Origin of the sequence: Roseobacter sp. HKCCD6576-2, from assembly GCF_013179285.1 — a bacterium.
Classification (GTDB): Bacteria; Pseudomonadota; Alphaproteobacteria; order Rhodobacterales; family Rhodobacteraceae; genus Rhodophyticola; species Rhodophyticola oceani.
In genome coordinates, this window is record NZ_WVNW01000002.1 from 901094 (window position 1) to 922270 (window position 21177).

Annotated in this window: 22 protein-coding genes; 10 read left to right on the top strand and 12 right to left on the bottom strand. The window is 61.8% G+C overall.

Going from position 1 to position 21177, the window contains the following annotated elements; translation table 11 throughout:
* Positions 1-5 precede the first annotated feature (5 nt).
* The 3 genes from GTF44_RS11520 to GTF44_RS11530 all read left to right on the top strand — a co-directional run bounded on the left by GTF44_RS11520 (position 6) and on the right by GTF44_RS11530 (position 2446).
* The gene (locus tag GTF44_RS11520) at positions 6-824 is read left to right on the top strand and encodes a sulfotransferase family protein (protein ID WP_171559030.1); all 819 of its coding nucleotides are present in this window, start codon (positions 6-8) and stop codon (positions 822-824) included.
* Positions 805-1515 (top strand): hypothetical protein, encoded by a 711-nt coding sequence (locus GTF44_RS11525; protein ID WP_171559028.1) that lies wholly within the window; start codon positions 805-807, stop codon positions 1513-1515. The genes GTF44_RS11520 and GTF44_RS11525 overlap by 20 nt, the downstream gene beginning before the upstream one ends.
* A gap of 181 nt (positions 1516-1696) precedes the next feature.
* Complete coding sequence (locus tag GTF44_RS11530; RefSeq protein WP_216364988.1) at positions 1697-2446, top strand: phosphate ABC transporter ATP-binding protein; 750 nt, start codon at positions 1697-1699, stop codon at positions 2444-2446.
* Here GTF44_RS11530 and GTF44_RS11535 read toward each other — a convergent pair.
* The 3 genes from GTF44_RS11535 to nth all read right to left on the bottom strand — a co-directional run bounded on the left by GTF44_RS11535 (position 2443) and on the right by nth (position 5918).
* Positions 2443-4164: a cation:proton antiporter gene (locus GTF44_RS11535; RefSeq protein ID WP_171559022.1), complete on the bottom strand. Its 1722-nt coding sequence runs from the start codon at positions 4162-4164 to the stop codon at positions 2443-2445. The genes GTF44_RS11530 and GTF44_RS11535 overlap by 4 nt on opposite strands.
* Positions 4165-4284: 120 nt before the next feature.
* Entirely contained in the window at positions 4285-5277 is a 993-nt protein-coding gene (locus GTF44_RS11540; protein WP_145208193.1) for an adenosine kinase, read from the bottom strand.
* Positions 5274-5918: an endonuclease III gene (nth, locus tag GTF44_RS11545; RefSeq protein ID WP_145208191.1), complete on the bottom strand. Its 645-nt coding sequence runs from the start codon at positions 5916-5918 to the stop codon at positions 5274-5276. Before nth ends, GTF44_RS11540 begins: the two co-directional genes overlap by 4 nt.
* Positions 5919-6117: 199 nt before the next feature.
* Here nth and GTF44_RS11550 point away from each other — a divergent pair, with 199 nt between their 5' ends.
* The 3 genes from GTF44_RS11550 to GTF44_RS11560 all read left to right on the top strand — a co-directional run bounded on the left by GTF44_RS11550 (position 6118) and on the right by GTF44_RS11560 (position 8726).
* Complete coding sequence (locus GTF44_RS11550) at positions 6118-6990, top strand: bifunctional helix-turn-helix domain-containing protein/methylated-DNA--[protein]-cysteine S-methyltransferase (RefSeq protein ID WP_171559020.1); 873 nt, start codon at positions 6118-6120, stop codon at positions 6988-6990.
* Positions 6991-7130: 140 nt separating this feature from the next.
* Positions 7131-7781: an OmpA family protein gene (locus GTF44_RS11555; RefSeq protein ID WP_171559017.1), complete on the top strand. Its 651-nt coding sequence runs from the start codon at positions 7131-7133 to the stop codon at positions 7779-7781.
* A gap of 177 nt (positions 7782-7958) precedes the next feature.
* Entirely contained in the window at positions 7959-8726 is a 768-nt protein-coding gene (locus GTF44_RS11560; RefSeq protein WP_171559014.1) for a FadR/GntR family transcriptional regulator, read from the top strand.
* 6 nt (positions 8727-8732) lie between these two features.
* On the opposite strand, the gene GTF44_RS11565 is transcribed toward GTF44_RS11560, so the two are convergent.
* A complete protein-coding gene (locus GTF44_RS11565) occupies positions 8733-10121 on the bottom strand; it encodes a calcium-binding protein (protein WP_171559012.1) in 1389 nt (462 codons plus the stop codon).
* Positions 10122-10235: 114 nt separating this feature from the next.
* Positions 10236-11459 (bottom strand): mandelate racemase/muconate lactonizing enzyme family protein, encoded by a 1224-nt coding sequence (locus GTF44_RS11570; protein ID WP_171559009.1) that lies wholly within the window; start codon positions 11457-11459, stop codon positions 10236-10238.
* A gap of 26 nt (positions 11460-11485) precedes the next feature.
* Here GTF44_RS11570 and GTF44_RS11575 point away from each other — a divergent pair, with 26 nt between their 5' ends.
* A complete protein-coding gene (locus GTF44_RS11575) occupies positions 11486-11926 on the top strand; it encodes a GNAT family N-acetyltransferase (RefSeq protein ID WP_171559006.1) in 441 nt (146 codons plus the stop codon).
* On the opposite strand, the gene GTF44_RS11580 is transcribed toward GTF44_RS11575, so the two are convergent.
* Entirely contained in the window at positions 11923-13002 is a 1080-nt protein-coding gene (locus GTF44_RS11580) for a zinc-binding dehydrogenase (protein ID WP_171559849.1), read from the bottom strand. The genes GTF44_RS11575 and GTF44_RS11580 overlap by 4 nt on opposite strands.
* A 137-nt stretch (positions 13003-13139) precedes the next feature.
* Between GTF44_RS11580 and pcaD the strand changes: the two genes are divergently transcribed.
* Together pcaD and GTF44_RS11590 are read left to right on the top strand one after the other, a co-directional pair.
* Entirely contained in the window at positions 13140-13940 is an 801-nt protein-coding gene (pcaD, locus tag GTF44_RS11585; protein ID WP_171559004.1) for a 3-oxoadipate enol-lactonase, read from the top strand.
* Positions 13937-15277, top strand: coding sequence for an adenylosuccinate lyase family protein (locus GTF44_RS11590; protein WP_171559001.1), 1341 nt, complete (start codon positions 13937-13939; stop codon positions 15275-15277). The genes pcaD and GTF44_RS11590 overlap by 4 nt, the downstream gene beginning before the upstream one ends.
* Here GTF44_RS11590 and GTF44_RS11595 read toward each other — a convergent pair.
* From GTF44_RS11595 to fabA, 6 genes are all read right to left on the bottom strand, one after another.
* Entirely contained in the window at positions 15250-16224 is a 975-nt protein-coding gene (locus GTF44_RS11595; RefSeq protein WP_171558998.1) for a threonine/serine dehydratase, read from the bottom strand. The two genes, GTF44_RS11590 and GTF44_RS11595, sit on opposite strands and share 28 nt — an antisense overlap.
* Complete coding sequence (locus GTF44_RS11600) at positions 16221-17060, bottom strand: alpha/beta fold hydrolase (RefSeq protein ID WP_171558995.1); 840 nt, start codon at positions 17058-17060, stop codon at positions 16221-16223. Before GTF44_RS11600 ends, GTF44_RS11595 begins: the two co-directional genes overlap by 4 nt.
* Positions 17057-17749 (bottom strand): haloacid dehalogenase type II, encoded by a 693-nt coding sequence (locus GTF44_RS11605; RefSeq protein ID WP_171558992.1) that lies wholly within the window; start codon positions 17747-17749, stop codon positions 17057-17059. Before GTF44_RS11605 ends, GTF44_RS11600 begins: the two co-directional genes overlap by 4 nt.
* A 187-nt stretch (positions 17750-17936) precedes the next feature.
* Positions 17937-18725: an enoyl-ACP reductase gene (locus GTF44_RS11610; protein WP_171558990.1), complete on the bottom strand. Its 789-nt coding sequence runs from the start codon at positions 18723-18725 to the stop codon at positions 17937-17939.
* Between the two features lie 6 nt (positions 18726-18731).
* Positions 18732-19961: a beta-ketoacyl-ACP synthase II gene (locus tag GTF44_RS11615; RefSeq protein WP_171558987.1), complete on the bottom strand. Its 1230-nt coding sequence runs from the start codon at positions 19959-19961 to the stop codon at positions 18732-18734.
* 23 nt (positions 19962-19984) lie between these two features.
* Complete coding sequence (gene fabA, locus GTF44_RS11620; protein ID WP_145208164.1) at positions 19985-20494, bottom strand: bifunctional 3-hydroxydecanoyl-ACP dehydratase/trans-2-decenoyl-ACP isomerase; 510 nt, start codon at positions 20492-20494, stop codon at positions 19985-19987.
* A gap of 188 nt (positions 20495-20682) precedes the next feature.
* Here fabA and irrA point away from each other — a divergent pair, with 188 nt between their 5' ends.
* Positions 20683-21102, top strand: coding sequence for an iron response transcriptional regulator IrrA (irrA, locus tag GTF44_RS11625; protein ID WP_145208162.1), 420 nt, complete (start codon positions 20683-20685; stop codon positions 21100-21102).
* The last annotated feature ends 75 nt before the right edge of the window (positions 21103-21177 follow it).

The following is a 21177-nucleotide window of genomic DNA, read 5'->3' on the forward strand; positions in this document are numbered from 1 at the left end:
AAAACATGGGTTTTCCGGGAACATGGATGACCGAAAGCGAGAGCGTGGTCTACCGCGTGGTGCCCAAATGCGCCTGCTCGACCATCGGTCAGATCATGTATTACTCCGACCAGGGCAAGTTCTTCGACGGCGACATCCATGACGCCAAGGACGGGCTGCATAAATGGGCCCTGGAGGACAGCCAGCCGAAGATCGAAGCGAATGTGAAGGGCCACAAATCCTACGCCTTCACCTGCGTCCGCAACCCTTACACGCGCATCCTATCCAGCTTCTTCGACAAAATCTGCGGCATCCAGCGCAACGGCAAACGCTATCGCGGCAATATGGTGCCGCTTCTGATCCAGAAATACGGGATTGAAGTGGGCGGCGACGACGGGAAGCAGGAGTTCGACCAGATCAAAAGCTTCCGCCGCTTCTTGCTCTTCGCGCGCGACACGATCCGCTGGCGCCGCCCGATGGACCCGGACATTCATTGGTCGGCCATGTCCGGCCATGTCTCGACCTTCATCGTCAATGGCGGGCGCTATGACCATATCTTCTGGACCGAGGCCTTCAATGACGGCATGCAGACGGTGATCGACGCGATCCCGATGGCCCATGAGGTGAAGCTCGACGGCGTCCCCCGGTTCAACGAGAGCGAAGGCCACGGGCCCAAGCGGGCGCATCCGGTCGAAGAGTATTTCGACGATTTGTCGATGCATCTGGTCTATGAAATCTACAAACGCGATTTCCAGCTCTTCAAATACGATTTCGAAGACCCGTCGAACAAAATGCCGATTGGTGAGATCGATCTGGACGAGGTCCATGCGAAACTGGGCGACTAGGATAGGTGCGGCGCTCATCGCGGCGCTGCTGGCGACACCAGTTTTCGCCACACCGCCGCAGGTGATCCATGTCGAGGATCAGCTGTTCGCACGAAATGCGGACACGCTGTTTCTGCTCCGCCGGATCATCGACAATCACGGCCTGCATCTCGTTCAGCAGACCGACACCCTGCTGATTGCGCGCAGTCTCTCCAGCAGCGATGATCAGACGTTTCACGGCGTCTCCCGGGTGATTGATTACGGGCCCGATGGAGCCCCTCGGGTAGAGACGCTGCCGCTTGCCGCGCCCGCCAACCCCTATGATGTGTTCGCCGATTTCGGTGCCTGGCCGGTGCATGTGCCAGATTTCTGGGAGACGGCCGATATCGCTCTGGATGCCACCGGTTTCCGGGTCACCGCATGGGGCTCGGGGGAAGAACGCATCTACGCCCTGTCCCTCGACGAGCTCACGCGCCGGGTCACCGAGACGCTGCAAGCAGGTCGCGATGCCTTGCCACTCCACCGCGTCGGCGGCGGCATCGGACCCGATCCCTATGGCCCGGGCCTCTTTGACATCCGCCGCGATTGCATACCGGGGCGGTTCACCACGCTCTTTCACGCACCCGGCGATCCGGCCTTGGCGCAGCTGGTCTGCGAAGAACCCAGGTTGGGCCAGACGGTCCGGCTCTGGACGCTGTTACCGAGGCTCTAGCCGCGAGCGCTTTATGAAGGTTTTGTGAAGTTTTCGCTGGTTCGATCCAGATCAAATCAGACGTTACGTGTTTCGAGCAGGCTCGGGGTTAGGATTTAACCTCAGGAGCGCCAAGATGTTTGACATAACCGACGCCCCCACGACCGTGAGCCATCCAGCGGGCCGCAACGCGCCGCCCTTCATGGAGATACGGGATCTGAACCTCTGGTATGAGGAAAAACAGGCCCTGACCGATGTGAATTTCGACCTCTACGAGACCGAAGCCCTGGCCTTTATCGGCCCATCTGGCTGCGGCAAATCCACCGCGCTGAAATGCCTGAACCGGATGCATGACGACACCCGCGGCGTGCGGGTCGAGGGATCATTGACCCTCGAAGGGGACGATATCTACGCCCCCGAGGTCGATCCGCCCCTGCTGCGCCGCCGTTTTGGCTGGGTGGCGCAGAAGCCGAACCCCTTCCCCTCCTCGATCTTCAACAATGTCGCTTATGGCGCGCGGCTGCACGGGCTGATGCGCAACCGGGCGGAGTTGGAGGCGCATGTAGAGACCTGCCTGAAACGGGCGCATCTCTGGGATGAGGTGAAAGATGATCTGCATCGGAAAGCCGGCACCGATCTGTCCGGAGGGCAGCAGCAGCGGCTCTGCATCGCCCGGGCGCTTTCAACGCAGCCTGATGTGCTGTTGATGGATGAACCGACCGGCTCCATCGACCCGATTGCCACGGCGAAAGTCGAAGAACTGGTGATGGAGTTGAAGCAGAGCAAATCCATCGTCATCATCACCCATTCGATGATGCAGGCCCGCCGCGTGGCCGACCGGGTCGCGTATTTCCACCTGGGCCGACTGGTTGAAATCGGGCCCAATGAAAAGATGTTCACCGGCGCCGAAACCGCCGAAGCGCGGTCGTTCATCGAGGGCAAGTTCGGCTAGGAGACCAGCTCTCGTTGCCCCTCCGGGTCGGCGGGCGCCAAGGCGGCGGAGGCCCCGCCGCCTTCCAGAACCAAGCGCGCCGCTTGCGCGGCCGCGTCGCGGAACGGGTGCAGCACCAGATCGGCCCCAGCCTGCCGCATTTCATTGCCCATTTCGGTGCTATGAACCGCCACGGCCACGCGCCCGCCAAAGCCGAGCTCGCGCAGCGCCAGAACCAGGGCGCGCCGCGGATCGTCATGGGTGATCCCGGTGTCATGTTCCGGCACCGCAGAGACCGCCCAGGCCACATCAGTCAACGGCAGATGCGCCAGAAATTCCGGGTCCGTCGCGTCGCCATACATCACATCCATACCCTGCGACCGCGCATAGCGAACCGCGACCGGATTGAAATCCACGCCCAAGACCCGCCAGCCTTGGGTGCTCAACTCCTGCGAGATTGCCATGCCATAACGCCCAAGACCGAAGACGATCACGTCATGAGCCTGCGCCGGGGCCGCGCCGTCATCCTCAAGCCGACCGGCGTTTTTGCGTTCAAACATCCCCAAGAGCGGCTCGACCCGATCATAAAGCTGGTGCGAATAGGTGATCATATAGGTCGAGGCGGCGATGGTGATCAGTCCCACCAATGTCACCAAACCAAGCGCCTCCTCAGTCACATGGCCGATGGACAGCCCCATCGCCATGAAGATCAGCGAAAACTCCGATATCTGTGCCACGGTCAGGCCGGCGAGAAACCCGGTGCGCTTGCGATAGCCCATCGCCCCCATAATCGCCAACACGATCAACGGGTTGCCGATCAAGACGAAGGCCGAGAAGATCAGCGCGGCAAAGACGCTTGCCCCCAGCACGGAGAGGTCTAGCGAGGCACCAAGCGCGATGAAGAAGAACAGCAGCAGGAAGTCCCGCAAGCTGGCCAGTCGCGCCGCAATCGCCTCCCGAAACGGGGTGGAGGCGAGCGAGACACCCGCCAGGAGCCCGCCGAGTTCCTTGCCGAAGCCCAGGTAATGGCCAAGTGCGGCCAGCAACGCCGCCCAGCCAATCGCAAAGGAGACCAGCAGCTCAGGCGAGCGTGACAGGCGCTCGACCAACGGGTCCGCCAGATAGCGGATGAACAGCCCCACCGCGACCAGCATCAGCGCGCCATAGCCGAAGACCGCCAAGACCTCGGTCCAAGCCCCGTCCTGCCCGGCCCCAACCCCCACGGCGGACAGGATGATCATCGCCATCACGACGACCAAATCTTGCACGATCAAGAAGCCAAGCGCGATCCGACCATGAAGCGAGCCAAGCTCCCGCTTATCGGTCAGGAGTTTCACGATGATAATCGTCGAGGAGAAGGTCAGTGCGATCGCGATATAAAGACTGATCAGCCAGCCAAACCCAAGCGCCAGACCGATCAGAAAGCCGAAAACCGTGGTAAACGCCACCTGCCCCAGGCCGGTCAACAGCGCCACAGGGCCAAGCGTTCGGATCATGTTCAGGTCGAGCTTCAACCCGACCAGGAACAGCAAAACCGCGATGCCCAACTCGGCCAGAAGGTCGATCTGAATATCCGAACGCGCGATATCGAGCACTGACGGTCCGGCCAGAATACCGACCGCGATGAAGCTCACGATCAGAGGCTGGCGCAGCATCAGCCCGATGAAGCCAACCGAGGCGGCCAGCACCAAAAGCGCGGCGATTTCATAGAAGATGTAGCTGCTGATTGCGTCGGTCATCCGTTGCATGCCTCCGGCGGTGTTGCGTCGGTGGCCAAACCGGAACGGACATCCGGGCCTGCCAATAAGAGAGCTAAGTATCTCGCCGCGTCAGTCAACCCGCGGCGGTCGATTTGGCCGTCAGATCAACCCTTGTTCAGCAAAGAGCGTTTTCAGCGGGCGTTGCGGGCGTGGGCCGATATGACGGATCACCTCGGCGGCCGCCGCAACCCCCATCCGGCCCGCCAGTTCCAGCTCCTGGCCCGTCGCCAGACCATAGAGGAAGCCCGCCGCGAATTGATCCCCGGCCCCGGTGGCATCGACGGGGGTGATCTTCTCAACCGGCACTTCGACCTGTTCGTCGTTCCGGCGCAAGATCACCGGGTCGCCAGAACGGGTGCAGACGAGCGTCGGGCAGACCATCGCCGCCTCGCGCAGCGCCACATCAAGATCGTGGGTTTCATAGAGCGAGAGCCATTCGGCCTCATTGCCGATCACGAAATCCATTTCGTCTTCGATGAGTTGCCGGAAACTGTCCCGGTGCCGGTCGACGCAGAACGGATCGGAAAGCGTGATGCCCGCCTGCCCGCCCGCGGCCCGGCACGCTGCCGCAGCGGCGAGGAAGGCGGATTTGCCTTTGTCCTTGTCGAAGAGATACCCCTCTAGAAACAAAAGCCGCGCGGCCCCCATGACGCTTGGGTCTACATCTTCTTCAGAAAGCTCCGAGGACACGCCCAGATAGGTGTTCATCGACCTCTCCCCATCGGGGGAAACAAAAATCATTGAGCGTGAGGTCGGCAAATGCTCGCCATCCACCGGCGGGTTCGGGAAATCGGTCCCTTCGACCACCATCCGCTCGGCATAGAACTTGCCCAAGGCGTCATCTTTCACCCGGCCCACAAAGGCGGTGCTCAGCCCCAGGGTGCCCAGCCCGGCCAAGGTGTTGGCCACCGAGCCACCCGGCGTCTGCACCCGGTCGGACATCGCGGCATAGAGCACCTCGGCCCGCTCGCGCTCGATCAGCTGCATGATGCCTTTGGTGATCCCCATATTGTCGAGAAAGCTGTCATCGCCATGAGAGATCACGTCGACAACCGCGTTGCCGATACCGACGACATCATAGGTCTTGGTCATTCTGTTTTGTCCTCGAATTGGCAGAGATCGCGAATGATACACGCGCCGCATTTGGGTTTACGCGCGACGCAGATATAGCGCCCATGCAGGATCATCCAATGATGGGCGTGGTGTTGGAATTCCACCGGAATATGATCTTCGATGGCGCGTTCGACCGCATCGACATCTTTCCCCGGCGCGATGCCGGAGCGGTTGCCGAGGCGGAAGATATGGGTGTCGACCGCTTGCGAGGGATGTCCCCACCACATGTTCAAAACCACATTGGCCGTCTTGCGCCCGACACCGGGCAGCGATTGCAGCGCGGCGCGGCTCGATGGCACCTCGCCGCCATACTCCTCGACCAAGATCCGGCTCAGCTTGATGACGTTCTTGGCCTTGTTGCGATAAAGCCCGATGGTCTTGATATGCCCGATCAGCGCCTCTTCACCCAGGTCGAGCATTTTCTGCGGCGTGTCGGCAATCTCGAACAGCGCCGCAGTGGCCTTGTTCACGCCCGCATCAGTCGCCTGCGCGCTCAGCGCGACGGCCACAACCAGCGTATAGGCATTCACATGATGCAACTCGCCCTTCGGCTCGGCCTCGGAGGCCTGAAACCGGGTAAAAATCTCATGCAGCGTATGATAATCGAGCTGTTTGGCCATGTTGGGCCACCGTATGGCGCGGCGGCTCTTGCGGGGCAAGCCCTGAATAACAGCGGAGACCGGATGGCGCGATCCCGGCGCGCTGCATCACGTGCAGAAGAAGACCAAAGCCGGCTGGCAGGCGCTGGCTTTCACGCAAGAACCGGGTCGCGAAAGCCGGGCCCCTGCCCCTATCTTTGGATCAAAGATGGAGCGTAAGATGACCCATATGACCGAGATCACCCGAGAAACCGCCGATACCGCGTATCATTTCAATGTGGTGCGCCGCGCAATCGACATCATCGATGCCGCTCCGCCCCCCGGGCCATCGCTGGAAGAGCTGGCCACAGCGCTGCAAATGAGCCCCGCGCATCTCCAGCGGGTGTTTTCCCGGTGGGTTGGCGTGTCGCCTAAACGGTATCAGCAATATCTAACGCTGGATCACGCCAAACGCCTTTTGGCGGAGCGGTTCACCGTGCTCGATACGGTGGCCGAGACGGGCCTCTCAGGTGGTGGGCGATTGCACGATCTGTTCCTCCGGTGGGAAGCGATGAGCCCGGGCGACTATGCACGCGGTGGCGCGGGTCTGACGATCCGCTATGGCTGGTTCGACAGCCCGTTTGGAGAAGCGCTTGCCATGGGCACCGAGCGTGGGCTTTGCGGCATGGCGTTTGCCTCGGAAACCGGGCGCGAGGCAACATTTGCCGATATGCGTGCGCGCTGGCCCAAAGCCATTTATCTGGAAGATCCCGCAGCGCTGGCCGATTGGGTGGCTGCGGCGTTCGGCCAAACCGGCGAGGCGCGGTTACATCTGATCGGCGCCCCGTTTCAGATCAAGGTTTGGGAGGCGCTGCTTGCGATCCCATCGGGCCAGGTCACCACTTATTCCGAGATCGCGCAGGCCATCGGCAACCCGAAAGCGGTGCGGGCCGTGGGCACGGCGGTTGGCAGAAACCCGGTCAGTTGGCTGATCCCGTGCCACCGGGCGCTGCGAAAATCCGGCGCTTTGGCGGGCTATCACTGGGGTCTGCCAGTGAAACGAGCGATGCTGGCCTGGGAAAGCGCGGAGGCGGATGCGCGGGAAAGCGCTTGATCTCGCGCTGCACGAAACCGGCGGGTTTCCGCCCGCGAAAATCGCGGATGTTATTGACTATCAAAGCCCTGCTATAAGACAAAATCAGAAGGTTCGGGCACAACCGGGCCGTTGTATTTTTGGAAGATAAGGGCAGCAGCATGACACTCCGTAAAACCGGCATCGCCGTAACCATGACCGCCACATTGGGCCTGGCCGCTTGCGTGCCGCAAGGCGAACCCATGGGAGAACGCACACAGACCGGCCTGATCGCCGGGGCGCTTGGCGGGGCCGTGCTTGGCGCCGCAGTGGATGACGATGATCGGGGGCGCGGCGCATTGATCGGCGCGGCAGCCGGCGCCTTGGCTGGCGGCACAATCGGGCAGATCTTGGATCGGCAGGCCCGCGACCTGCGCTCATCAATGGCCAATGATCAGATCCTGATCAACAATACCGGCGAAGAGCTGATTGTGACGATGCCCGAAGGGATTTTGTTCGCCGTAGACAGCGCCGCGATCCGTGCCGGGCTGCAACAGGATATCCGCGCCTTGGCCCGCAACTTGCAGCAATATCCCAACAGCACGGTGGACGTGATCGGCCATACCGACAACACCGGATCGGCCTCTTATAACCAAGATCTGTCGGCCCGCCGGGCCAGCGCCGTGGCCGGGGTGATTTTGGAAGAGGGCGTCAATCCAGGCCGCATCCGCAGCTACGGCCGTGGCGAGAATGAGCCGGTTGCAAGCAACCTCACGCCTGAGGGTCGTCAGCTGAATCGCCGGGTCGAGATCGTTATTCGCCCGACCCGCTGATCGGTCCGGCTTGTTATCCAAATGAGCGCCTCCGGCGCATTGTTTTGACCTCACCTTGGCCCCTGCGGGGGCCAAGGCTCAGGCGGGCGCACGCGCATGCGGTTGCGATCTCTTCCCTGGACAATCCGCCCTGTCCGGTCATATGTTTTGACCAATTGGGAGGGAGGAACCCCAAAGATGCCATTTCAGCGGATCGAAGCGGAGAAGCTATCGCATTCGGTTGTGCGCCAGATTGAGCAACTGATTTTACGCGGAATTCTGCGCCCGGGCGAACGCCTGCCCTCGGAACGTGAACTCAGCGAACGGCTCGGCGTCTCGCGCCCGTCGCTCCGCGAGGCGGTTGCGGAGTTGCAGAACCGGGGTCTCTTGGCCACCCGCGCCGGTGCCGGGATATATGTCGCAAATGTTCTGGGCAGCGCCTTTTCCGACGCCCTGATCCGGCTGTTTTCAGCACATGACGAGGCGGTGTTCGACTATGTCTCGTTTCGGCGTGATCTGGAGGGTCTGGCCGCGTCCCGTGCTGCGATCCATGGCTCGGATACCGATCTGAAGGTGATCGATACGATCTACCACAAGATGGAGGCGGCGCATTCAAAGCGGAACCCCTCAGATGAAGCCGAGCTGGATGCGGAGTTTCACCTCGCAATCATCGAAGCCAGCCATAACGTGATTATGCTGCATATGATGCGGTCGATGTTCGATCTCTTGCGCGAAGGCGTGTTTTACAACCGTCAGGTGATGTTCAAGCAACGCACCACCCGCGATGCGCTTCTGGACCAGCACCGCGCGATCAATGACGCGATCCAGGCCCGGGACCCCGAAGCCGCCCGCGACGCGATCACCGCGCATATGGATTATGTCGAGGAAGACCTCAGCAATCAGCAGAAAGCTGATCGCAACGAGGAGATCGCCCGCCGCCGCTATGAACACGAACAGGCGCGCTGATCCGGCCTAGTCGAAATAGAAATCACTCGCGCCCAGGAGACCTAAACCGTCATCCTGCAGGACGTTGAAAAACCAATCCGTTGCACCATCGCCATCGGAATCCACCTGCACCTGCGTCGCCATCCCACCGAGGATCGACTGCACCCGGAAAGCCATTTGGCCGTCGCCGCTAAACGCCGCCTCTCCGATGAAGATCAGATCATCGGCAAAAGCAGCGGAGAAGGCGATCCGATCACCTTCGGTGCGGTCGTAATCGGTGATCTCGCCACGCAGCCCGGTGGACAGCACGGGGTCGAAGGCAAACAAGAACACATCGGCTCCGCTCCCGCCGGTCATCTCGACAAACGCAGCCTCAGCATCCGCAACCAGCCCATCATCGCCCGTATTGCCAAAGAGCCGGTCATAGCTGCCCGCGCCGCTATAGAGATAGTCGTTGCCTGCAGCGCCGACCAAAGCGTCATCGCCCGCACCGCCATAGAGGCTGTTGCTGTGTTTGTCGCCGAGGATCACATCATCGGCCCCTGACCCGACGATGACCTCGAAACCGGAAAAATCCGTTGCGTTGAGCGTGACGGTCTGCCCCTTGGATGACACCACCTGCTCCGCCCGTCCGGTCAGCATATCGATGGTCCAACCATGGGCGCTGTTTTCGCTGAAATCGAGGGTATCGCGGTCCCCAATGCCGCCATCGGCAATGTCAAAACCCAACCCTGTGAACACCCGATCATTACCAGCACCACCCAGCATAATGTCATCTCCGGCCCCGCCGCCGATCACATCAGCCCCGCCATTGCCTGACAAAGCATCGTTGCCCGCTCCGCCCGACAGCCAATTGGCGGAGTGATCGCCAATCAAGACATCGGCATGGGCAGACCCCGTCAGCCCCTCGATACTGATCAGCGTATCGCCCGCCGCGTCGCCATATTGGGCGGTTCCGGTCAACAACGAGACATGGACGCCCACGCCCGATCCGGCATAGGCCGCGATATCGACGCCATGGCCGCCGTTCAGAAAATCCGCGCCCGCGCCGCCGTTGAGGATGTCACCACCATCGCCGCCAACGAGAATATCCGCATCCGCACCGCCAAACATCCAATCATTGCCCGACCCGCCATGCAGCTCATCTCGGCCATCGCCCCCGTCGAGAGTGTCATTGCCCTCATCGCCATAAAGCACGTCATGCCCACGCCCGCCAAAAGCTTGGTCGTCACCGCGACCACCGCGGATCGTGTCATGGCCGCGCCCGCCATTCATCCAATCATTGCCGTTGCCGCCAAAGATGTAATCGCTGCCTTTGCGGCCATAGATCACATCGGCGCTGTCATAGCCGTAAATCCAATCGGCACTGTCTGTGCCATAGAGCCAGTCCAACCCGTCCGTGCCTGTGATGATCATGGCGAAACCCTCCAGATGCCCCGATGTCTCGTGAGTGTCTGGAGGGGCGGTCTGGGTTCAAAATCAGATCCCGGCCATATGACCGGGATCTCAGGTCACCACCTTGGGCACGGCTCAGTCCGCGGCGCCGCCGGCGAAGCTATTGCCGTTTTGCCAGTCGCAGGGCGCATCGCGCATTTCCAGATGCAGCCGGTCGCCGGTATAAGGATTGGCGGTGGCCACATCGTCATTGAGTTCGATCCCCAAGCCCGGCGCGGTGGGCGCCTCGACAAAGCCGTTTTCGACTTGGGGCCGCCCCGACACGAGCGCCTCATGGAATGGCGTCTCGATCGCCTCCACCATTAGAAGGTTCGGGCAACTCACGCCGAAATGCACATTCGCGGCCCACTCAACCGGCCCGGCATAAAGATGCGGTGCCATCTGCGCGTTATAGACTTCGGCCATCGCGGCGATCTTCTTCACTTCCCAGAGACCGCCCGCCCGGCCAAGCGCCGGTTGCAAAATCCGCGCCGCCCCTTGGCGCAGAACCAGAGCGAACTCGGCCTTGGTACAGAGCCGCTCGCCGGTTGCGACCGGAATCGATGTGGCGCGCGCCACTTCGGCCATCGCGGCGGCATTGTCGGGCGGCACGGGTTCCTCATACCAAAGCGGGTCATAGGGCTCGATGGCCTTCGCCAAGCGGATCGCACCGGCAGTCGAAAACTGGCCATGGGTGCCAAAGAGCAAATCGGCCCGATCCCCGACCGCCTCGCGGATCTGCGCGCAATGGGCCACCGATTGCGCGATATCGAGGCGCGCGGGCATATGCCCGCCCCGCATCGTGTAAGGCCCGGCGGGGTCAAACTTCACCGCCGTCCACCCCTGATCTGCCAAAGCGTCTGCCGCCTCCGCCGCCAGATCGGGGCGCGTCCAGAATGCCTCCGCATCCTGATGCGCCATCGGGTAGAGATAGGAATAGGCGCGGAGCCGGTCATTCATCTTGCCACCCAGAAGCGCCCAAACCGGCCGCTCCCGCGCCTTGCCCAGGATGTCCCAACAGGCCATCTCAAGCCCCGAAAACGCGCCGATCACCATTGGATCGGGGCGCTGCGTGAACCCGCTGGAATAGGCGCGGCGGAACATCTTTTCGATATCCTCGGGGCTCTCGCCCGCCATATGTCGGCCAAACACATCCGCGATCACCACTCGCATCGCCTCCGGCCCAACGCCAGCGGCATAGACCTCGCCCAACCCGGTGATGCCGCAGGCCGTCGTCACGCGAACGATCACCCAATAGCGCCCGCCCCAACCTGGCGGCGGCGGGGCCGTGACAAAGACCTCAAGATCGGCAAGTTTCATCGGTGCATCCTTCGCTTGAGGCCATCATGGAAAATCAGATCACGTTTCGCAGAATGGGTCCAGACGACCTGGCCGCGCTTCTCGCTGTGCCCGACGGATTGTTCGACAACCCGATTGATGCCGAGCAAGCGGCGGCGTTTCTGGCCAGCCCGTTGCATGAGCTTGTGCTCGCCTTCGACGGCGATCTGGTGGTCGGCATGGCGAGCGGCACCGTCTTGCTCCACCCCGACAAAGCGCCCGCGATGTTCGTTAATGAGGTTGGCACGCGAGACAGCCATCTGCGCCAAGGCATTGCCAAAGCCGCAACTGAGCGGCTGTTCGAAATCGCCCGGGCGCGGGGCTGCCAAGGCATCTGGCTCGGCACCGAAGCGGACAATGCCCCCGCCTTGGGCCTCTATCGCGCGATGGGTGGGGCGGAGATCCAAGGGGTCTATTTCGGATGGGATAACGGGCTCGGGACCGATTAGAACATGATCACATTGCGGCGCGCCTTGCCCGCTTTGGTATCGACAATCGCCTCGTTGATCTGCTCCAGAGACCAGCGCCCGGTCACCAACTCATCAAGCTTCAACCGTCCCTGGCCATAAAGCTCCACCATCCAGGGGATGTCGCGCTTCAGCACCACTTCGCCCATCAATGAGCCGCGCATCCCCTGCCCCGTGGCGGCAATGATCACCGGCTCATAGGTCGAGGTGTCGCCCGAATGCGGCATGCCCACCGCATATACCGTGCCCTTCGGCGCCAGCAGCCTCAGCGCCACATCATAAGCCGGGATCGCGCCAACCGAGACCAGCACGTGATCCGCGCCGCGCCCGCCGGTCAGCGCGCGGATCGCCTTCCACGGCTTTGGCTCGCTGGCCAAAACGCCATCGGTCGCGCCGAAGGTCTTCGCATCTTCCAGCTTCGACGGCTCCAAATCCATCGCGATGATCTTCGCGGCACCGGCGATATAGGCTCCCTGGATCGCGTTCAGGCCCACGCCGCCCGCGCCGATCACCACCACATTGTCCCCGGGCCGAATGCCCGCCGTGTTCACCGCCGCGCCCACGCCTGTCGGCACACCGCAGGCCAAGAGGCAGGCTGCCTCGGGCGCCAAATCTCCCACCGGCGCGATTTGGCTTTGATCCACCACCACCTTCTCAGCAAAGGCGGCGCATTTCAGACCCTTCTGCAACACCGTGCCGTCCGCCGCCGTCAGGGTCGGCGGGATCGGCTCGGCGCTGCTGCAAAACACCGCGTCGCCGCTGGCGCAATCGACACAAGCGCCGCAAGACCGGATCAGCGTCACGATCACCCGTGCACCCTCCTCCAAGCCGCTCACCCCAGGGCCGATCCCTGTCACAATTCCGGCCGCCTCATGGCCATAGACAGCGGGCAACACCCCGCCCCAGCCACCGTCGATATAGGAGATGTCGGAATGGCAAATCGCCACCGCCTCCAGCGTCACCTCGACCTCTCCGGCCTCCGGCGCACGCAAGGATACCTCTTCGATTTTCAGTGGTTCGCCAAAGGCATGGCAGATTGCCGCTTTGATTTTGGTCAAGACTGTCTCTCCATGGTTTCCGGCCAGACTGCGAAGGCTTTGCCGCTGCTGCAAGTCCAATCGCGGCATGACTGGCTCATTTGCGGCGCTTGCAGCTTTGCAGGAACTGTCGGAGAAAGACGGGAACGGAGGGCGTGATGAACTGCATTCAACTGGGCGATATCCATCTGCATTACCGCGAAGACGGCGACCCGAAGGGCCGCCCTGTGGTCTTCGCCAACTCGCTTGGGACGGATTTCCGCCTCTGGGATGATGTGGTCGCCCGCCTGCCGCAAAACCTGCGGGTCATCCGCTATGACAAACGCGGCCATGGCCTCTCCGCCTGCCGGCCCGCGCCCTATACGATGGGCACACTTGTCCGCGATGCGGAGCAGTTGCTTGATGCGCTGGACGTCCGCGATTGCGTCTTTGTCGGGCTCTCGATCGGGGGAATGATCGCCCAGGGTCTCGCGGCTAAACGGCTGGACCAGATCCGCGCCGTGGTCCTGTCCAACACCGCGCCCAAGATAGGCACCCGGGAGATCTGGCAGGACCGGATCGCCATGGTCGAAACCGAAGGGCTGACCGCGATGTCAGACGCGATCATGGAGCGCTGGTTCGCCAAACCCTTCCGCGAAAGCACCGCGATGCTGCCCTGGAAACGGATGGTCGAAACCACGCCCGCCCATGGGTATGCGGGTTGCTCCGCCGCAATTGCGGGCACGGATTTCTACACAACCACCGCGGCGCTGCGGTTGCCCGCCTTGGCGATTGCAGGGGATCACGATGGCTCCACGCCGCCCGATCTGATCCGCGAAATGGCAGAACTGATCCCCGGCGCACGGTTTGAATTGATCCGAGGCACCGGCCATTTGCCCTGCGTCGAGAAGCCCGAGGCCTATGCCGCTCTCCTGATCGAGTTCCTCCGCGAGATCGGCCATCTTGAGGGCGCGGCATGAGCATCTCCCCCTTCGACAGCGCGCTCTATCGCGATCTCTTCTGCGACCGTGACACCGCGAAACTGTTCACCGATAGCGCCGAGATCAGGGCGATACTCTTGGTCGAAGGGGCGCTGGCGAAAGCTCAAGGTGGGCTCGGGATCATCCCGGCAGAGGCGGGCAACGCAATTCACCGCGCGGCGCTGGAGGCGCAGATCGACCCCGGCGCGTTGGCACAAGCCACGGGTGAGAACGGTGTCTCCGTGCCGGCGCTGGTGACGGCGTTCCGCGCCGAGATTGGCGACCCGGAGGCGGCGCATTACGTCCATTGGGGCGCCACCTCTCAGGATATCATCGATACGGCGCTGATCCTTCGGCTGCGTCAGGCCCTTCTGCGGATCGAGACAGGAATATCTAAGCTTTGCAATGTTTTGGCGGGATATTCTGAAGTGCATGCCGAAACCCCAATGGCGGGCCGCACCTACGGCCAACATGCCACGCCGACCAGTTTCGGCGCTGTTACGGCCAATTGGGGACAGCCCTTTTTGACCCATTTGGACCGGTTGGAGGGCTTGCGCCCGCGCCTCCTGACCGTCTCCCTCTCCGGCGCGGCAGGGACCGGCGCGGCGCTTGGGCCTGATCTGCCCGAACTGACCCGCGCTCTGGCCGACGCGCTTGGGCTGCAAACGGGCCCCGCCCCCTGGCACAGCAAGCGAGACCAGATCGCGGACCTAGCGAGCTGGCTGACGCTGGTGACGGGTTCTTGTGGCAAGCTCGGCGAGGATCTGCTGCGCCTGACCCAGACCGAGATCGCCGAGATCGATCTGGGCGCGGCTGGTGCCTCTTCGACCATGCCACAGAAACAGAACCCGGTTGGCCCGTCTGTGCTCGTCGCCCTGGCCCATCACACCGCCGCACTAAATGGCGCGATGCAAGGCGCGGTGCTGCATCCCCATCAACGGGACGGCGCGGCTTGGTTCACCGAATGGTTGAGCCTGCCCGCGATGGTCATGGGCGCGGCCAAAGCCGTGCATCTCGCCGCTGATCTCGCCGAAACGATGGTGCCGAACCCGGACCGAATGGCGGCGAACATGGAGGGGCGGCTAGGCTTGATCCACGCCGAAGCATTGAATTTTGCCTTGGCGGCAGAAATGCCGAGGCCCGATGCGCAGCGCAAAATCAAAGATTTATGCGCCGAAGCTCAAGTGAAAGACACACCCTTGCCTGCCCTCTTTACAAAAGCCTTCCCGGAGATCGATACGCGCGCGGCAACCGCCTCTCTCGGACAGGCCCCCGAGATCGCCCGGGCCTTCGCCCTAGCGGTCACTGCTCAAGCCGCGGCCAAAACCTCGGCATAAAGGCTAGCATCCACATTGCCACCGGACGCCGTGGCGATCACCGTATCGCCGTCTAGCGCCTCCCCGTGATAGAGCGCCGCCGCCAGGGCCACCGCCCCGCCCGGTTCCACGACCAGCTTCAAGCGGGTCGCGGCCTCGCGCATCGCCGCACGCACTTCATCATCGCTGACCACCAATCCGGGGCCGCAACGCGCCGCCATGATCGGAAAGGTGATCTGCCCCGGCGAGGGTGTCAGGATCGCGTCGCATAGACCCGCTTCGGGGCCGTTATTCGTCTCGATCCCGCCCGAGGCCAAAGACCGCGCGGTGTCGTCAAACCCTTCCGGCTCCGCCGGCCGGACCCGCATCTCGGGCGCATGCGCTTCAAGCGCGAGGGAAATGCCCGCGGTCAGGCCGCCGCCGCCGCAACAGGTGAGAACCTCGGCCTGGGTCACACCCAGTTCCGCCGCTTGCGCCGCGATCTCCAACCCGCAGGTGCCCTGCCCGGCAATCACCAAAGGCTCATCATAGGGCCGGATCAGGGTCAGCCCACGCTCGGCCTGAAGGCGGGCGCCAATCTCCTCGCGTTTCTCACGACCTGCGCGATCATAAAGCACAACCTCAGCACCAAGCGCGCGGGTATTGGCGATCTTCAGCGCTGGCGCGTCTTCCGGCATGATGATCGTCGCAGGCACCCCGTGCAGCTGCGCCGCGAGCGCCACACCCTGCGCGTGGTTGCCAGAGGAAAATGCCAAAACGCCTGCCGCGCGGGCCTCCGGCGTCATCCCCGACAGCGCCGACCACGCACCGCGAAACTTGAAGCTGCCGGTGTGTTGTAAGCATTCCGCTTTGACAAACACCCGCCGCCCGGCGATCTCATCAAGGAACGGCGAAGACAGCAGTGGCGTGCGTCTGACATGGCCGCGAGCACGTTGAGCTGCCGCCTCGATCATCTTGATATCACTCATGAAAGACCATCCAAAAACTCCGAGAGAAGGGTGATACATCTCGGCTCATCCAAAAACGGCACATGGCCGCGATCCGGGATTTCGGCATAGAGCATATCGGGGCGGCGGCGGCGCATCTCACCCGCCGTTTCCACCGACAGCAGGTTGGAGTTTGCCCCGCGGATCAATCCGAGCGGCACCCCCTCAAGCGCATCGAAAAGCGGCCAAAGGTCCGGCGCGGGCTGGCTTGTGTCGAAGGCCGGGGCCACAGCCTCGCGCAGCCGCGCATCATAGCGCAGATGCAGCCGTCCATCCTCCCCCCGCCACAGGCGCCGCGCGAAATCGGCCCATGTCGCGTCCGGCACATTCTGAAAATCCGGCGCATAGGCGGCGGGCAGCGCGGCGGCGGCCTCCTCCAAACTGCGATAGGCGGGCGGGCGACCGATATAGGTCATGATCTGGTCCAACCCGCTCGGATCGATCACCGGCCCCACATCATTCAGCACCGCGCCCAGCAACCGCGCTTTCGCCGTCGCCGCCAGCATCATCGCCACCAAACCGCCGCGCGAAGTGCCGAGGATCGCGACCTTCTCCAACCCCAGGTGGTCGAGAAGCGCCAGCACATCCTGCGCCTCCTGCGGCACTGAATAGCTCATCGGATCGGGCGCGTAATCGGATGCGCCCCGCCCCCGGGAATCCATCCGAATGATCCGCGCGCGATCTGAAAAACGATCCAGAACAGGTTCAAAATCTTCCATATTCCGGGTCAGCCCCGGCAGGCACAGAAGTGGCACGCCCTGACCTTGATCGTCATAGGCTAGGTTTAACCCATCAGACGACGGCGCATAGCTGATCATCCGCGTGCCAATCCCGCCATCTCGGGCACGCTGGTGAGGTCTTCGGCCACTTGACCCGGCTGGCCTGGCAATCGATCCATCGGCTCGCCCGCCCGGTTCACCCAAAGAACCTGGAACCCATAGGACGCCGCCGAGGCCGCATCCCATCCGTTGGAGGACACAAACAGCACCTCGTTTTTCGGCACGTCGAAATGGCGCCCAACCAATCCGTAGACCCGCGCGTCGGGTTTGAAGATCCCTTCATCTTCGACGCTCAACACCTCATCAAGCACGGGGCCGATCCCGGCGCTGTCCACCGCGCCCTCAAGCATTCGGGGCGAGCCATTCGACAGAATCGCGGTCTGCAACCCGCCGGCCTTTAGAGTCGCCAGCATTTCCGGCACTTCGGGATAGGCTGGAAGGGTCCAATACAGCCCCAAAAGCCGATCACGCAGCGCGGGGTTGGCCTGATCCGTCACATCCAGCGCCCAATCGAGCGCGTCTTGGGTGACCTGCCAAAAATCCACATGATCGCGGGTGATCGCCCGAATCCACGAATATTGCAGTTGTTTGTTTCGCCAGTGGCTCGACACTTGCTGCCAAACTGCAGCAAACCCTTCGAGCCCGTCTTCTTCCGCCAAGTTACGCGCCGCAGCGTTCACATCAAACAAAGTACCATAAGCATCGAAAACGCAGGTAGAAATCGGCATTCACGCGCCCTCCCCGTTTCGTCGGGCGCATGGTGACACAGCCGGTGCCATCCGACAATTCGCAAGATGAGACTTTGCCGGGTTCAGCGCACGCAAAAGGCTTACGGGTCAGCAAAACAGGCTTGCTTTGCTGAGAAAAATCCGCGTCAGAAGGCACGTTTTTCTCGCCTGCATTCGTCGGAAAAGATCAAAGGTTCTCCGGCTGCATCATGCCGAGCACGTGATAGCCACCATCGACTGTGATGATCTCGCCTGTGGTGCAGGCGCCGTAATCCGAGATTAGATAAACAGCGGTCCCGCCGATCGCCTCAAGGGTCGCATTGGCGCGCAGGGGCGCGTTGGCCTCGGTGGCCTTGAAGGTTTTTCGGGCGCCACCAATGGCCGCCCCCGCAAGCGTTTTCATCGGCCCCGGGCTAATCGCATTCACCCGAATGCCATCTGGCCCAAGATCATTCGCCAGATATCGCACGGCTGATTCCAGCGCGGCTTTGGCCACACCCATCACATTGTAAAACGGCGTGACGCGGTTTGAGCCCTGATAAGTCAAGGTCAGGATCGTGCCCCCCTCGGGCATCATTTCAGAGGCGCGCTTGGCAATGTCGATCAGCGAATAGCAGGAGATCGTCAGCGAGGTTTTGAAATTCTCCCGCGTGGTGTTGATGAACCTACCAGTGAGTTCGGTTTTATCTGAAAACGCAATGGCATGGATGACGAAGTCAATCTGCCCCCATTCGTCTTTCAAACGCCCGAAACAGGCATCAAGCGACGCATCATCCGTCACATCCACATCAATCAGAATGTCCGAGCCGAGCGACGCGGCCAGCGGTTCCACCCGCTTGCCAAAAGCCTCGCCCTGATAGGAAAACGCCAGATCCGCCCCTTCGGCATGCAGCGCTTTGGCAATACCCCATGCAATCGAGCGATCATTGGCCACACCCATGACCAGCCCGCGTTTGCCTCTCATCAAATCTGCCATTTTTTATTATCCGCTATATTTCGACAGCAACATTGAGCCGTTGGTGCCGCCAAACCCAAACGAGTTGGTCATCACCGTGTCGAGCCCCGCATTTTCGACCATCTCCGTGGCGATCTCTTCCGGCGCAAGACCTGGGTCGAGCGTCTCTACGTTGATCGAGGGGGCAATGAAATCGCTCTCCAACATCAAAAGGCAGAAACTGGCCTCCAATGCGCCGGCCGCGCCTTGAGCATGACCGGTCATGGATTTGGTGGAGGACACCGGCGGCGTCGCGCCCTCTCCGAAGACCCGGCGCACGGCTTCGACCTCGCCCACATCGCCGACCGGGGTCGAGGTGCCATGCGCGTTGATATAGCTGACCTTGCGATCTTCGGGCAGCGTGTCGAGCGCCAATCGCATGGCCCGTTCGCCCCCCTCGCCGGAGGGGGCCACCATGTCATGACCGTCCGATGTCGCGGCGAACCCGGTGACCTCAGCATAGATTTTTGCGCCGCGCGCCACGGCGCGGTCCAGCTCTTCCAGCACCAAGATCGCGCCGCCGCCGCCAATGACGAATCCGTCGCGATCAGCATCGAAAGCCCGGCTCGCGCGGGTGGGCGTATCGTTATATTTCGAAGACATCGCGCCCATCGCGTCGAACAGGCAGGAGAGCGTCCAATCCAGCTCCTCGGCACCCCCCGCGAACATAACGTCCTGCTTTCCCATCATAATCTGTTCAGCCGCCACCCCAATACAATGCAAAGAGGTAGAACAGGCAGAGGTTATCGAATAGTTGATGCCCTTAATCTTGAAGGCCGTCGAAAGATTGGCAGAGATCGTCGACGACATGCATTTCGGCACCGCAAAGGGCCCGATCCGCTTGGTGGCGCCGGTCTTCAGCACGCTCTGATGTGCGGCGAACATCGCGCTCGTCGATGGCCCGCCAGAGCCCGCAATCAACCCCGAACGCTGATTGCTGACCTCGCCCTCGTCGAGCCCGGCATCTGCGATCGCCTGTTGCATCGCAATATAGGCATAAGCCGCCCCAGGCCCCATAAACCGCAATGTGCGCTTGTCGATATGTTCCGACGGGTCGATCTTCACCGTCCCGGCGATCTGGCTGCGGAAGCCATGTTCGATCATGTCAGGGACCCCTTCGATCCCCGACGTACCCGCCTTCAGGGCCGCAGTGACCTCAGCGGCGGAGTTCCCAATGGGTGAGACAATGCCCAACCCTGTAACAACCACTCGGCGCATCCCGGCACCCTCCTTGGCAAATCTCAGCTTTCCGACAACGCGACTCGCATGTCTTTGACCTGATAAATCACTTCGCCATCGGCTTCGACCCGGCCATCGGCCACACCCATGGTCAACCGGCGCGTTTGGATCGCTTTGGTGAAATCAACATAATAGGTCAGCATCTTTCGGTCGGGTCGCACCATCCCGGTCAGCCGAACTTCGCCAACCCCAAGCGCATAGCCGCGCCCCTGCCAGCCGCGCCAGCCCAGGTTGAAGCCGGTGAGCTGCCAGAGCCCATCAAGCCCGAGACAGCCCGGCATGATTGGATTTCCCGGGAAATGGCACTCGAAAAACCACAGATCCGGCGTGATATCGAACTCAGCGACCACATGGCCTTTGCCGTGTTCCCCGCCATCGCCCGAGATATCGGTGATCCGATCCATCATCAGCATCGGCGGCTCTGGCAGTTGCGCATTTCCGGGGCCAAACAGCTCACCGCGCGCGCATTTCAGCAGCCCTTCTTTGTCGAAGCTCGTTGGATAATCTGCCATATGTCCCTGCCCACCCCTATATCTAGCATTCTCAGATGCGTTTACGCCCACGTCCCTATCATTCAGGGTGCAAAGCTGGCAAGGGTGGCTCGAGATGCCGCAGTTGCGAAGCAATCGCGCGAATCCGTTTGAAAAATGGGCCCCAAGCACTCTATATAAGGGTGGAAACGCAAGGAAAGCCCCCGCTGATGACACCAGAAGCCCTTGAACGCGGCACAAAATGGCTTGCACAGGCCGATTTGCGGCCGACGCGCCAGCGCCTGTCTTTGGCGACGCTCTTGGTTGGCGACGGTCAAGATCGCCATGTGACGGCTGAAGGATTGCACGCAGCGGTGCTTGGCACCGGCGACAAAGTCTCCCTTGCGACGGTCTATAACACGCTGAAGGCCTTCTGCGACGCAGGGCTGATGCAAGAAGTAACCGTTGATGGCTCGCGATCCTATTTCGACACGCGGATGGATGACCACCCGCATTTCTATTGGGAAGATGAGGCGAAGCTGACGGATGCGCCCGCGGCTGAGTTGAAAATCACCTCGCTCCCCGCGCCGCCGGAAGGCCATGAGATCGCTAAAGTCGACGTGGTGATCCGTCTTCGCCGGAAAGACTGACGCGAAAACCCGATATTCTTACGAAATTCACACGGTTTCCTTGATGAAACCGGCGGGGCGCGTTTTCCGCTAGCC